The sequence below is a fragment of the Halobacteriovorax sp. RZ-2 genome (genome assembly GCF_043196685.1).
GTDB lineage: Bacteria > Bdellovibrionota > Bacteriovoracia > Bacteriovoracales > Bacteriovoracaceae > Halobacteriovorax_A.
On the sequence record NZ_JBEBMR010000001.1, the window covers coordinates 408,021 to 421,036 of the forward strand.

The following is a 13,016-nucleotide window of genomic DNA, read 5'->3' on the forward strand; positions in this document are numbered from 1 at the left end:
AGTTAATATTTTAAAACGATCCTCCGACAGTTAAGTCATGGATAAAGTATTAATTTCGTGGGCGGGAAATGATGAGGTTGAATCCTTCTCTCCGTATTGTGCAACTATAAATAGAATTTTTTCATATTTAAATATCGATTTTAAACTCAAAACAGTTCACGTGAATTCTCAAATTCAAGGTGTGCCAGCTAAGATGAGTAGCCTACCTGCAATTATCGACGGCGAAAAGAAATACCTCGGCCTTAGAAATTGTATTAATTACTTTAAGGATCTACGTGGGCAATCAGACTTATTTCTTTTAACAAGTGAAGAAGCAAGACAAGAGCAAGTCATACAGGATTGGTGTCTTAATTCATTATGGGCAAGTATCATTTACTTCTCATACAAAGATAATAGTGGCCTTAATGCCATGAAGAAGAAATTTGCTAAGCAAGCAAACTATGTTCAAGACATCAATGAGACGCCGGAAGAAGTGATCTCATCAATAAGAGATGTTATTGTGAAAAAGATTTCTGAGTATGAAATCTTTCATAAAGATCAAGACAGCGCTCTTGATCTCCTTGAATCGCAAATTATCTATATCAACGAGATCTTAGGTACGAAGAATTTTATTTTTGGAAATGAAATTAAATACATCGATATTCTTCTGTTCTGTCACTTAAATCGAATACTTATCACAGGGCTGGCCCCTGCTGACTTAATTAAGCAGAAGTACCATCGTATTATCAAGTGGCTACAAAGAGTTGCAGCACAAACACGTTCAAAAGATAATATCTATCCAACTCACTTAGAAAGTTAGGGGCAATATTTCTAATTATGTTCTTTTTCTATTAAACTTAGATAATAGTTATTAAATGGAGACATTATGAAGAATATTGCCATCGTCATGGCCATGGACTCAGAAGCGGCGCCACTTCTTGAGAAACTAGGAATTGACTTCCAAGATAAGAAATTAGACCCAAACCTTCCAATGAAGTTATATCAGTGCGAATATCATGGGCACAAAATTTCAATCATCATTAGTGGTGAGTGTAAACATCACAAGGTACAAAATGTCGGTACTTCTCCTGCTGTTGTTTCTACCCTTCTTGCTATTAGAGAGCTTGGAGCAGAAATGATTATCAATGCAGGTACTGCCGGTGGTTTTAGAAAACGTGGTGCAGAAGTTGGCGATGTCTATACGGCCGACACAACAGTATTCCATGATCGTAGAATCCCAATCCCTGGTTATGAAAATTACGGGGTTTATAAGACAACTCACGCTATTGCACAAGAATATGGAAAACTCCTGAATCTAAAGACTGCAATTATTTCAACAGGAAACTCACTTGATATGAGTGCAGAAGATGAGAAATTAATTGAAGCGAATCAAGCTGTTCTAAAGGATATGGAAGCAGGAGCTATTGGCTGGGTAGTTGATCAATTTAATATTCCAACACTCTTTTTAAAGTCTGTGACAGACATTGTTGACGGAGAGCATCCAACAGAGGAAGAGTTCTTTGCCAATTTAAGATTAGCATCGGATAATTTAGGTAAGAAATTAATTGAGTTAATCGAAAAAATCTAAGGAGTGATTTATGAAACTACTAGCTGCGATGCTTTTTATCCTTCCAGTATTAGCTGCACCATGTGCTGGCCAAGAAGGTCAATATTGGATCAATAACGATGGGACACAAGGTGGATTCGTTGCTGATACTGCATATGTATCAGAGAATGTTTACATTGGGGAAAATGCACAAGTTTGTGATAAGGCCCAGGTAACAGGATTTGCAAAAATTACAGGAAACGCAATTATTTCAGACTACGCAAAAGTATGGGGAAATGCTCACGTGTATGAGAATGCACAAGTCTACGGCGAAGCGTCTGTATGGGATAATGCTGAAGCTTTTGGTGAATCTCGCATTTACGGATTTGCAGGCCTAAAAGGAAATGTAAAAGTATACGGAAAAGCACGTATGTTTGACGCTACTTACTCTTCAGGTCGTTATTACTAGGAATTAATATGAGAAAAATCTTTTTATTTTCACTGTCTCTTTTTCTAATTGTAGGCTGTAAGGAACAAACACAAGTAAAGCTTCGTGTTATTGAGACAACTGACCTTCATGGTTATTACAAAGACTACGACTATTATAAGAACAAAGAAAGTAAAAGATTTGGACTCGTTAAGACGGCGACACTCATTAAGAAGTATGCCGCTCAAGCAGATAATTATACTTTAATTGATAACGGTGATCTCCTTCAAGGGAATCCGATGGCCGACTTTGTGGCCACACATGGAAAAGAAGGAGTTCACCCTGCTTTTAAGCTAATGAATCATCTTAAATATGATGTTGGTAATATCGGAAACCATGAATTTAACTATGGTCTAGAATTTCTTGAGGCCTCTCTTAAAGACGCAAAATTTCCATATATTAATGCCAATGTCTACAAGGATGAAAATGGTAAACCTGGTCAAGCCTACTTCAAACAATATGTCATTTTAGAAAAGAAAGTGAAGGACACCAAAGGCCTTCCTCATAAGATTAAAATTGGCTACATAGGTTTTGTTCCGCCACAAATTATGATTTGGGATAAGAATAACCTTGAAGGAAAAGTTGTCGCTCGCGATATTGTTGAAGTCGCAAAAGAATTAACGGCAAAAATGAAAAACGAAGGAGCTGACGTTATTATTGCAATTCCTCACTCGGGAATTAGCACTGATGAATACAAACTCTACGCAGAAGATTCGGTTTATTACTTAAGTCGTGTTCCTTATATTGATGCCATTGCCTTTGGCCATACTCATGCCCTCTTTCCTTCTAAAGATTATGAAGGGATTCAAGGTATTGATGCTAAGAAAGGAACAATCAACGGTGTGGCCGCAGTTATGCCTGGCAAATGGGGATCACATGTTGGAATCATTGATTTAAAACTAAATTTTGATGGAAGTAAGTGGCATGTCATTGACGGTCAATCATCTGTTTACTCAATATATGATAAGGAATCAGACTCTAGTGTAAAACCAGATCTGGAGCTTGCAGAAATCATTGAAGATGATCACAAAAGAACAATTAAGCTGGCCGGCGAAAAAGTTGGTTTCTCTAAAGAGGAGTTTTACAGCTTCCTATCGCTAATTCAAGACGATGCTGCAACTCAAATTGTTTCAAATGCACAAATTGATTATGTAAAAAGAGCAATCCAAGGAGATGCGAACCTTAGCGGCCTTCCTGTTTTATCGGCCGTTGCACCTTTTAAAACTGGTGGGAGAAAGAATGATCCTAATGGTTATACAACTGTTGAGAAGGGAGTTCTTACTTTAAGAAATGCAGCTGACCTATACCTCTACCCTAATATGCTCTACGCTCTTAAACTTACAGGTAAAGAAGTAAAGATGTGGCTTGAATGTTCGGCCGGAATGTTCGCCCATATCGATCCGAAATATAGTAAAGATCAGCCACTTATTAATTGGGGAAATTTTCGTTCGTATAACTTCGACATGATTGATGGCCTAACATACGAAATCGACATCACAAAAAGAAGACACTACGATGAAAATTGTAAGGTTTTAAATAAGGATTCATTTAGAATCGAAAATCTAAAGTATCAAGGCAAGGCCGTAAGTGATAACCAAGAGTTTATTCTTGCTACAAATAGCTTTCGTGCAACAGGTGGAAAATTTCCAGGAGCTAAGAAGTCCAATGTCGTTTTCACGGCACCGGATAGTAATCGCCAAGTTCTTATTAACTACATTAGAAAAGAAACAAAAGAGAAAGGCTTTGTTGATGCACGTCCAAATGAAAATTGGAAAATCAAGCCAGTTCCAAACGCAGAAAAGCTAAAAGTTTACTTTGAAACTTCACCGTCAAAGAAAGCAACAAAGTACATAAGAAAGAATTCTAAATTTAAGCTTAATCGCATTAAGGGCCTAGATGATGAAGGCTTTGCAAAGTACTATATAATCCTCAAATAGACACATTGCTTCCACGAATATCCAAGGCGTAAGTCACTGAATTTACGCCTTGACGTATTAATAATATGACATTTACGCAAAGTTTAGATAAAATCTACGGTCCGAGGATTAAATTCTCAAACGATTTAAAAGGATTTTATATGTCAGTATACGTCAATAGAACATTGAATATGAAAAAGATCAAGGCCATTGGTTTTGATATGGACTACACATTAGTTCGCTATAAAACAGAAGCATTCGAAAAATTTGTTTTCGAATTAGTACTTAAAAAACTAGTGGATGTTAAAAATTATCCAAAAGAAGTAACAGAATTAAAATTTGATTTTAATCAAGTTATTCAAGGTTTAATTATCGATCGTCTTCGTGGAAATATTCTACAAACAAACCGCTACGGAAAAGTGAAGATTGCAAAGCACGGTACAAAACCAATGGACTTTCATGATCAAAATGAAATCTACGGAAATAGTATCATTGATCTAAACTCTGATCAGTATCAATCACTGGATACAAACTTCTCTATTTCAAATGGAACAATGTTTGCAAACCTTGTTGATCTAAAAGACCAAGGAATGAAGCTTCCTGATTACGAAACTCTCTCTCACGATATTAAAGAAGTTATCGATATCGCTCACTCTGACAATTCTCTTAAGGGTTATGTTGAAGAGCACCTTGAAGACTTTATTATCAAAGATCCAGAAGTAGCAAAACTTCTTGAGAGATTTAAGCGATTTGGAAAGAAGCTAATTCTTATTACAAATAGTGAATGGTCTTGGACAAAAAGACTAATGGAATACACAATCAATCCATTCTTAAAAGAACATGAGACTTGGACTGACCTATTTGATATTTCAATCTGTCTTGCATGTAAGCCAAGATTCTTTAACGTAAGTAATATGTTCCTAGAAATCCAAACGGATACAGGACTTATGACAAATGCCGAAGGACCTCTTGAGCAGAATAAGGTCTACCAAGGTGGATGGGCAGGAAAGCTTCAAAAAGATCTAGGCCTTGAAGGTGAAGAGATTCTTTATCTTGGTGACCATATTTACGGTGACGTTCTTACATTAAAGAAAACATTTAACTGGAGAACGGCCCTTATTCTAGACCCACTTGAAGCAGAGATTGAAGCTATCAGACAGTCAACTCCGACACAAGCTCTTATTGATGCAGAAATGGAACAAAAAGAAAAACTGGAACATGAGCTAAACAAGCTTGAGCTTCTAAAGCACGAAGACCCAGAAAAGTATAATAAAGAAGATATTGGTAAAATCTTTAGTGAGATAGATAAGATCAACTCGAAAATTTCACATCATCTCGATACTTATCGTCAGTTCTTTAATGCCCATTGGGGTGAGATGATGAGAGCAGGCCTTGAAGAGTCACGCTTTGCTGATCAAGTTGAGAAGTATGCATGTTTCTACATGGCAAAAATCACGGATCTTCTAGAGTACACACCACGTACTTACTTTAGGCCAAAGAAGAGAATCTTGGCCCACGAAGATTCGACTATGCTTTAAATTTAGATTGTACAAATTGTTGAAAGACTCGGTAAACTTCATCACCGTATCCCCCGGCCATAACCCATGCTTGGGGGATGCCTTTCGACTCTAATAATTCATACATATAATTATCCCTTTCAAAACATTGCTCTAAACTTAGCTGAATGCCCTTCGCACTTTCAAGAATGTCTTTTTCATAAACATCCGCACCTTGAACGACAATACAAAGATCGTAATCTTCTTTGATAAAGTCCCCTATCTGCTTGAGCTTCTCAAGATAGTTGTCTTCAGGTGTCACTGGAATATCAAGGGTACTTGGGATATAACTAGAGTTAGTTTTATCAGGGTTATCAAGAGGCCATCCATCTTTCATATGAATTGAGACACAGTCAATTGATTCATCATTAGCGACAATTTGTGCCGTACCATCACCCTTATGCGCATCCATATCCACAACGAGGCACTTCCCTAATCCTTTTTCCTTTTGAAGTTTTCTAATCGCAATAACAATATCATTAAACATACAAAAACCACTTGGCCCATCACTCTTTGCATGGTGCATGCCTCCACCTAAGTGATACGAAAAACCAGATTCAAGAGCATTACAAGCAGCAAGAAATGTTCCTTCACAATGAGAAAGCGCACGATTAATAAAGTCACTTAAGGGTTTCGTTGCGGCCATTGGATCATAACGATGGTAACTTCCATCATCATTAATAAGCTCGTAGGCTTCAAGGACAAGTCCGGTTGGGTCAAGCTTTGTTCGTGCACAAAAATCACGCTCATGAACAAGAGCAAGGTCACTTAAGAAAAAGTGAGTTGATCTTCTGCGCTCAAGAAAGGGAGAATTCTTAAATTCTTCTAAAATTTTTGTCACTCTTTCATCTTTTAAAGGAACACCAATACCGTAATCAGTATAGCTTCCAAGGGAGTCTTCCATATAATAGAGTCGACTTTTTTCTGGATGGTATTTCATAATCATTCCTTTATTAATGAAACTTAGCTTGCTTGATTATCCTAATATTATATAGTTATACCTTAAAATCGCCTGTAAATCTTACAAATTTAAGTATGAGACAAGGCCCTTTGCTATAGTAATCTATTAGCTTTGCTATAAGTATACGATTTTTTTGGGAGATTAAATTTCATGACAAATAGGACAATCTGGCTTCGCCATGAAACAAAACCATTTGAACAGCGTAGTGCTCTTACGCCACAAGCTGCCTTAGAACTTAAGGAGCTTGGTCATGAAGTAATTATCGAACGCTCACCAAGTCGTATCTTTAAGGACGAAGAATTTGAGGCCCTAGGGCTTAAGATGATGCCGACAAATTCATGGATAAACTTTGCACCGGCCAATGCTTTTATCCTTGGACTAAAAGAACTTGATATTCACGAGTTCCCTCTAAGTCATCGCCATATTCACTTTGCTCACGTTTATAAAAACCAAACAGGTTCAAAGGAAATGCTTGATCGCTTCATTCAAGGAGACGGAAAGCTATACGACCTTGAATACCTTACTGACAGCAATGGAAAAAGAATTGCGGCCTTTGGAAAATGGGCAGGTTTTGTTGGAGCGGCGCTAGGACTTAAGAATTGGATTTGTCAGCAACGAGGAGCAGACTTCAATGAATGTGCACCTCTAAGCTCGTATTCATCTCAACATGATCTCGTAAACGAGTTATGTAAAGAGCTTGATAAACTTGGCTCAAGGCCAAGAGTTTTAGTCATTGGGAATCGAGGGCGTTGTGGACGAGGAGCAAAAGAGCTTCTAGAGGCCGTTGGTGTTGAGATGACTGGTTGGGGAAGGGCCGACACGAAGGTTGCTAGGCCAATCAAACAGATTCTTGACTATGATATTCTCGTTAATTGTACTTTAAATAAAACACCGGCGGAGCCATTCTTAGACTTAGATATTCTAAAGAATGAAAGAAATCTCTCTGTGATTTCAGATGTTAGTTGTGACCCGACAGGACCGTGTAACCCACTTCCTATCTATCCAGATATCACAACGATTGATAAACCTACTTTCAAAGTTGAAGAACTAGATCAACTTCTCGAAGTTACGGCCATTGACCACTTACCTTCACTTCTTCCGAGAGAGAGTACTGAGGAATATGTAGAGCAACTACTTCCTTATCTAATTAATTTACTTAATGGTGATATTGAAGACTCTCCGTGGGAAAAAGCACTTGAGATCTTCTATCAAAAAACAATTGAGCTAGGATTAGAAAAGAAATTAGTGGAAGAGCCTCAGTTACTGATGTAATTTTCGATCGCTCTGACTTCATCGTAATTTTCAAAATTCTCGTACTTTTCGTACCCTTTAATCAGGTATTGGCACTTCTTTAAGCAAAGCTGTGTTAGCACATCTACTCTTTCTTGCGAAAGCTGGCGATTTGCTTTGGCCCAGGCCATGGCCTTGACTCTCCAGTAGTCCATCGCAAAGAATTTAAATGACAGTTGATCGTCATGCCCAGCATGCTTAATAACGAAGGCCTCTTCTAAGAAAGCGATTTCATACAGAGACGTAATCTTAAGCCATAGATCATAATCTTCGCACACAATAAAGCTTTCATTAAAACCATTCATCTCTTCAAATAATGTTCTTTCAAGTAAAACGCTTGAAGGTGAAATGACACAATTTTTTAAAGAGCGAATAAACATATCCCCTCCGACTTTTTGATGAGCTTTTTTTTGTTTTACAACTTCACCATCTCTAAGCCAAAGCTCCCCTGTATGGCAGAGTCGATGTTTTGAGCTATCTAGTAAGCTTAATTGTTTTTCAAGCTTGTCTTCTTTCCACTCATCATCAGAGTCAAGAAATGCGATATATTTCCCTGAAGATTTTTTTACACCTAGATTTCGAGCAGCTGAAACTCCTCTATTTTCTTGAAAAAAATATTTTATGCGAGAATCCGAGTAGGACTCAACAGTTTGCTTTGAATTATCAGTTGAACCATCATCAATAACAATTAATTCAAAATCTTGAAAACTTTGTCTTAAAACAGAGTCAATTGCACGGGCCAAGAACATGGCCCGATTGTAAGTGGGAATAATAACACTAACTAACACTATTAATGATATCTTCCAGCATCTCTTTGGTTACTTTCTTTTCAAGAGAGTTTAGAACTCCATCTAACTGATCATGATTTCTAGCACCACATAGCACTGTACTTAATTCATCATGAGAAAGATTAAAATGAATTGCAAAGTCTAATCCGTTAAGCCCATGCTTCTCAAGTGCCGGCTGCATTCTTGCAACAATATCATAGCGACTCTCTTTATCCATCGCCTTCCACCATGGTGCCCATGAACGGCAGTCACTTTTGTCAAACTTACGATCTTTTGTCACTCTTCCTGTAAGGATCCCCTTATCAAGAGTTCCCCAGCTCATGAAGCTTATGTCTTCACTTTTAATGATTGGGAAGATGTCATTTTTTACGTCTTGTTCAAAGAAGTTAAATTGAGATTGAATCACTTCGATCTTATCAATTTCAGAAGCTAACTTAAACTCTTCTGGCGTTGTATTACACAGGCCAATATGCTTAATTTTGCCTTCATGCTTGGCCTTCGCAATGACCTCAAGAGTTTTTCTTATATCCACTCTCTCGTCAGGCCAGTGAACCATATAGAGATCAATATAGTCTGTATTTAAATCCCTAAGAGACTGTTCAATCATTTTTTGAGTAACGACTGGATCATTAGTCATATCCACGCGTTTATTCTCATGCCAAGTCACTCCTGACTTAGAGACAATAAATACTTTTTCGCGATTATTTTTAAAGGCTTCACCAATTCTCTTCTCACTCTCACCAAAACCATAAATTGGTGCTGTATCGAAGATCTTAACTCCACGATCAAAGGCGTATTGTAAGAGACTAATAGAGTCTTCCTTACTAATATCACCAAATCCATAACCTGCGCCCTCTCCAGAGATGCTGGCGCCACCAAATGCGAATTGTCCAAATTGATCTAATATTTTCATAAGTCATGAATATCTATTTCGCCTAAATGCGTAAAGACTTGACGCACCGACAAGATAAGCGTTATCTCCTAGTTATGGATTTACTTGTATTTGCCCACCGCGGCGAGGCCCAAACATTTTTAAAAGAGATGGATTTTAAGTCCCATCAAGAATTTAACGACCTCTACCTAAGTGGTGATCAGAGTTACGGTTTAGTTCTCACAGGAGAGGGCCCACAGAATGTCATGATGGCACTTACCTATGCGATGGGTGTTCTAAAGACACAGGGAATTCAGCTAGGCCAACTTATCAACCTTGGAATCTGTGCTTCTTTTAATAAAGATCTTCAACAAGGTGAAATATTTGAGATTAGAACAATCTATGGGCAAAATGAATTCAAAAGCTTTCAGTGCCTAGGTGAATCTTCAAAGCTAGATCTTATTACCGCAAATGAACGAATTCTCGATACTGAGCTTGCAAAGGAGCTTTCTCACTTTGCCCCCCTTGCTGACCGCGAGGCCTGGGCCATTGGGTTAGTGGCCAAGAAATTCCAAACACCTTTAAGAGCTTTCAAGTTAATTTCAGATCACGTTACGGATGCACCAATTTGTGAATATATCAAAGAGCATGCACAGGATTACTCTCAAGAGCTCTACCGCTACTTTGTAAGTTCGGTATCAAAAAAAGAGAAGTCCTTAAATGGCGAGCTTCCTCTTCTCGATGATAAAGACTTCTATTTTACTCTTTCTCTAGAACGTGAAGTGAGAAACTTAACAGAGCAAATCCTTGTTAAGTATGAAATGAATCTGAAAGAACTTTTAAACTTAAGTGCCATAAAAGATATTAAGACCCTTGAAACAACGCCAAAGAAGAAGGCATTAGAACTTAGAGACTTCTTAAAAGAAAAGCTCTATCCGACTCGAACAAAAATTATTAAACAACTTGATAGCTTTGTTAAAGACACAGGCTTAGAAAAGAATGAACTAACTTATGATCCTTCACTTGAAAAAGTTATCCTTAATATACGATCAAAAATATCTTCTGAAAAAGAACTGGTGAATCTGCAAAAGAAACTCTCTAAAATTGACTGGCAAAGATTTAACTCCCTAATGAATGGAGAAGAGCTTTGAAGATAGAGAAGATCTTTATTGAAGATTCAATTAAGGATGCCATTGTCGCAGCTCAGTTACCACTCAAGTTTCCAAAAGCAAAAGTCGAAATTATTTCAAACTATGCTGATATTTGGGGAAGGGTAAAAAAGCCTTATCTGCAAAAGAGAGACTCACTAAACCTCTTTATTGCTCGAAAGCAAGGCCAACTTGTAAAAGAAGCTCCTAATGCCTATGGTATCTCAGGAGAGCCCCACTACTATTTTATTCATGCCTATAATTGTATTTATGAATGTGACTATTGTTACCTACAAGGTTATTTCAATACTCCAGATCTCGTACTCTTTGTAAATCATGAAGAGATCATTAATGAAATGCAGAAGCTGGCAGATAGATCCCCAGAAAATATGTGGTTTCATGCGGGAGAATTTAGTGACTCTCTTGCCCTGACTCACCTTACTGGGGAGCTAAATTATTACCATGAATTTACGAAGAAAAATCCTCACTGCTATATTGAGCTAAGAACAAAATCGGCAAATATTAAAGAGCTTCTCAAGCTTGCACCACTGCCAAATTTTATTACGTCCTTTTCTCTTTCACCAAAGAGTAAGGTTAAGTCTCATGACCTAAAGACTCCGAGTCTCTCGGCCCGTCTTAAGGCCATTAAGAGTCTTTATGAAGCAGGCCACCCTATTGGTATTCACTTTGATCCTGTCATTCACAGTGAGAGTTTTGAGAGTGAGTATGAAGAATTAATTAGTGAACTAAGTGAAGTCATTCCCCTAAGTAAGGTTGAGTATATATCAATTGGAGTTGTTCGCTTCACAAAGGATGTCTATTCTCAGGTGAAGAAGAACTACCCACAAACAACTTACTTTCATTCTGAATTAACAAAGGGTGAAGATGGAAAGATTCGTTATCCAAGGCCTATGAGAATGTGGATTCTAGGAAAGATAAAAGACCTTTGTCTAAGAGCAGGTGCCAGCGAAAAGAGTACCTATCTTTGTATGGAAGAATAATTACTCGTTTAAGAATTCTGGATAATTAAAATAGAGAATCTCAACCACAGAAGAAGAGAATCCTCGTTGTCTTTCACGATAGTTGCGATAAACCTCTCCAGGGTTTACAACCTTAGCGTTCTTAGCTGAAGCCTGATCAAAGCCTGCTTGAGACGTCGACATCTCATCATAAATTGCTTCAAGTTCAGAGAAGTACTCTTGGTTCTTACTTGATAAACTTCCTACGGCCTTTAAAAGAGTAAGAGACATAAGAATATTGTCTTGCAAGCTATCGGCCTCAAGACTTACGACAAGCTTATTTACAGCACTGTCTACGATCTCCGCTCTTTGTGCATCCGTTAGCTTACCTTCACTCGACATTTCAATAATAGTTTCAAAGAGAACTGTGATATTGGACTGACGGCAAACAAGAGGTGCTCGCATGATCGCTGCCATATCCTCTTCACTTATCTCATCAACACTATCAAGGGCCTCTTGCGCGTACTGAGGAAAGCGCTTTGCTATCGCTCTTCCTTCAAGATTCATCAGTAGATCTAAAGACCTATTTACCAAATTTACGATGCTTTCATCTTGGGCGTAGAAGCTAGAATCAGGATCAATAATTTGAGCTGGGGGCAAATACTCATTAAAAGTAACTTCACAGTCAGAATTACTTTTTTTTAACTCTTCAATAGTTGAACTCAACTCAGAGAAGACGCCACTATCAGGTCCAAGCCCATTAAGTGCTACAACCTGATCATCAGACCTCTTATAGTCTGCCTGCTCATGGAATTGCTTGCGTGGAACAAATTTCTTCTTAGGTAGTGCGCGATCTGTAAAAGCGATTGGGGCATTCTGAGAGTACTGCTCCCTCAAGGCCTCTGGGTGGTATTCATCATTATAATAAGTGTAGAAATAGTAACCGAGGGCCATTAAGACCAAGACCGACAAAAACAATAATATTCGTTTTTTCAAATCTCTTCCCTCAAAAAAAGTTCTAACTAGCTAGAATTACACTTAATAATAACTATATAATAACGACATTCCGCTGCTATGTCCAAATAACTTTGGTTTTTTGCAGTAAAAACCGTAGGATATTACGCAATTTGTACAAAAGTAGTTGCACTTTTACGACGTTATGTTTATATTCTACAACCTAATAACCCATATATTAATGTAGAGTTTATATAAATAAATAAGGATGAAGTGATGGCACGTACATGTGATTTAACTGGAAAAAGAAGACTTGTTGGTAACAAAGTTTCTCACGCTAAAAATAGAACTAAAATGACTCAAAAACCAAACCTTCAAACGAAGAGAGTTTTTGATCCTGTAACAGGTGAAACAATCAAGCTTAGACTTTCAACTAGAGCAATCAGAACTCTAGATAAAGTTGGTTCACTTTCTAAGTTCCTTAAGAAGTACAAGCACCTTTGGAACGCTTAATTAGATTATAATCGATTTAAGATAAAGAAAAGGCCAGCATTTTGCTGG

General features: G+C 37.7%; 13 protein-coding genes. 9 read left to right on the top strand and 4 right to left on the bottom strand.

Features of this window, described 5'->3' with window-relative positions; all coding sequences use genetic code 11:
• Positions 1-37: 37 nt before the first annotated feature.
• The 5 genes from ABMA78_RS01820 to ABMA78_RS01840 all read left to right on the top strand — a co-directional run bounded on the left by ABMA78_RS01820 (position 38) and on the right by ABMA78_RS01840 (position 5,466).
• Positions 38-799, top strand: a complete 762-nt coding sequence (locus ABMA78_RS01820; RefSeq protein ID WP_392856470.1) for a glutathione S-transferase C-terminal domain-containing protein — start codon at positions 38-40, stop codon at positions 797-799.
• 66 nt (positions 800-865) lie between these two features.
• The gene (locus ABMA78_RS01825) at positions 866-1,567 is read left to right on the top strand and encodes a 5'-methylthioadenosine nucleosidase (protein WP_392856472.1); all 702 of its coding nucleotides are present in this window, start codon (positions 866-868) and stop codon (positions 1,565-1,567) included.
• Positions 1,568-1,577: 10 nt separating this feature from the next.
• Positions 1,578-1,994, top strand: coding sequence for a hypothetical protein (locus tag ABMA78_RS01830; RefSeq protein WP_392856474.1), 417 nt, complete (start codon positions 1,578-1,580; stop codon positions 1,992-1,994).
• 8 nt (positions 1,995-2,002) lie between these two features.
• Positions 2,003-3,949: a bifunctional 2',3'-cyclic-nucleotide 2'-phosphodiesterase/3'-nucleotidase gene (locus ABMA78_RS01835; protein ID WP_392856476.1), complete on the top strand. Its 1,947-nt coding sequence runs from the start codon at positions 2,003-2,005 to the stop codon at positions 3,947-3,949.
• A 140-nt stretch (positions 3,950-4,089) separates the two neighbouring features.
• Complete coding sequence (locus ABMA78_RS01840; RefSeq protein WP_392856478.1) at positions 4,090-5,466, top strand: HAD-IG family 5'-nucleotidase; 1,377 nt, start codon at positions 4,090-4,092, stop codon at positions 5,464-5,466.
• Here the strand turns inward: ABMA78_RS01840 and ABMA78_RS01845 are convergent.
• Complete coding sequence (locus ABMA78_RS01845; protein WP_392856479.1) at positions 5,456-6,424, bottom strand: histone deacetylase; 969 nt, start codon at positions 6,422-6,424, stop codon at positions 5,456-5,458. The two genes, ABMA78_RS01840 and ABMA78_RS01845, sit on opposite strands and share 11 nt — an antisense overlap.
• A 171-nt stretch (positions 6,425-6,595) precedes the next feature.
• Between ABMA78_RS01845 and ABMA78_RS01850 the strand changes: the two genes are divergently transcribed.
• Positions 6,596-7,717 (top strand): saccharopine dehydrogenase, encoded by a 1,122-nt coding sequence (locus ABMA78_RS01850; protein ID WP_392856481.1) that lies wholly within the window; start codon positions 6,596-6,598, stop codon positions 7,715-7,717.
• Here ABMA78_RS01850 and ABMA78_RS01855 read toward each other — a convergent pair.
• Positions 7,702-8,523, bottom strand: coding sequence for a glycosyltransferase family 2 protein (locus ABMA78_RS01855; protein WP_392856483.1), 822 nt, complete (start codon positions 8,521-8,523; stop codon positions 7,702-7,704). The two genes, ABMA78_RS01850 and ABMA78_RS01855, sit on opposite strands and share 16 nt — an antisense overlap.
• Positions 8,513-9,436 (bottom strand): aldo/keto reductase, encoded by a 924-nt coding sequence (locus tag ABMA78_RS01860; protein WP_392856486.1) that lies wholly within the window; start codon positions 9,434-9,436, stop codon positions 8,513-8,515. The genes ABMA78_RS01855 and ABMA78_RS01860 overlap by 11 nt, the downstream gene beginning before the upstream one ends.
• A 74-nt stretch (positions 9,437-9,510) precedes the next feature.
• On the opposite strand from ABMA78_RS01860, the gene ABMA78_RS01865 reads away from it, so the two are divergent.
• The gene (locus ABMA78_RS01865; RefSeq protein WP_392856487.1) at positions 9,511-10,545 is read left to right on the top strand and encodes a hypothetical protein; all 1,035 of its coding nucleotides are present in this window, start codon (positions 9,511-9,513) and stop codon (positions 10,543-10,545) included.
• Entirely contained in the window at positions 10,542-11,543 is a 1,002-nt protein-coding gene (locus ABMA78_RS01870) for a radical SAM protein (protein WP_392856488.1), read from the top strand. The genes ABMA78_RS01865 and ABMA78_RS01870 overlap by 4 nt, the downstream gene beginning before the upstream one ends.
• On the opposite strand, the gene ABMA78_RS01875 is transcribed toward ABMA78_RS01870, so the two are convergent.
• Entirely contained in the window at positions 11,544-12,497 is a 954-nt protein-coding gene (locus tag ABMA78_RS01875; protein ID WP_392856489.1) for a hypothetical protein, read from the bottom strand.
• Between the two features lie 234 nt (positions 12,498-12,731).
• Here ABMA78_RS01875 and rpmB point away from each other — a divergent pair, with 234 nt between their 5' ends.
• Complete coding sequence (rpmB, locus tag ABMA78_RS01880; RefSeq protein ID WP_021266376.1) at positions 12,732-12,968, top strand: 50S ribosomal protein L28; 237 nt, start codon at positions 12,732-12,734, stop codon at positions 12,966-12,968.
• Positions 12,969-13,016: the final 48 nt, after the last annotated feature.

Excerpts from the sequence above, each read along its gene's own strand:
- ABMA78_RS01820 (WP_392856470.1), top strand. The coding sequence starts at position 38 with ATGGATAAAGTATTAATTTCGTGGGCGGGAAATGATGAGGTTGAATCC.
- ABMA78_RS01825 (WP_392856472.1), top strand. The coding sequence starts at position 866 with ATGAAGAATATTGCCATCGTCATGGCCATGGACTCAGAAGCGGCGCCA.
- ABMA78_RS01830 (WP_392856474.1), top strand. The coding sequence starts at position 1,578 with ATGAAACTACTAGCTGCGATGCTTTTTATCCTTCCAGTATTAGCTGCA.
- ABMA78_RS01835 (WP_392856476.1), top strand. The coding sequence starts at position 2,003 with ATGAGAAAAATCTTTTTATTTTCACTGTCTCTTTTTCTAATTGTAGGC.
- ABMA78_RS01840 (WP_392856478.1), top strand. The coding sequence starts at position 4,090 with ATGTCAGTATACGTCAATAGAACATTGAATATGAAAAAGATCAAGGCC.
- ABMA78_RS01845 (WP_392856479.1), bottom strand. The coding sequence starts at position 6,424 with ATGAAATACCATCCAGAAAAAAGTCGACTCTATTATATGGAAGACTCC.
- ABMA78_RS01850 (WP_392856481.1), top strand. The coding sequence starts at position 6,596 with ATGACAAATAGGACAATCTGGCTTCGCCATGAAACAAAACCATTTGAA.
- ABMA78_RS01860 (WP_392856486.1), bottom strand. The coding sequence starts at position 9,436 with ATGAAAATATTAGATCAATTTGGACAATTCGCATTTGGTGGCGCCAGC.
- ABMA78_RS01865 (WP_392856487.1), top strand. The coding sequence starts at position 9,511 with ATGGATTTACTTGTATTTGCCCACCGCGGCGAGGCCCAAACATTTTTA.
- rpmB (WP_021266376.1), top strand. The coding sequence starts at position 12,732 with ATGGCACGTACATGTGATTTAACTGGAAAAAGAAGACTTGTTGGTAAC.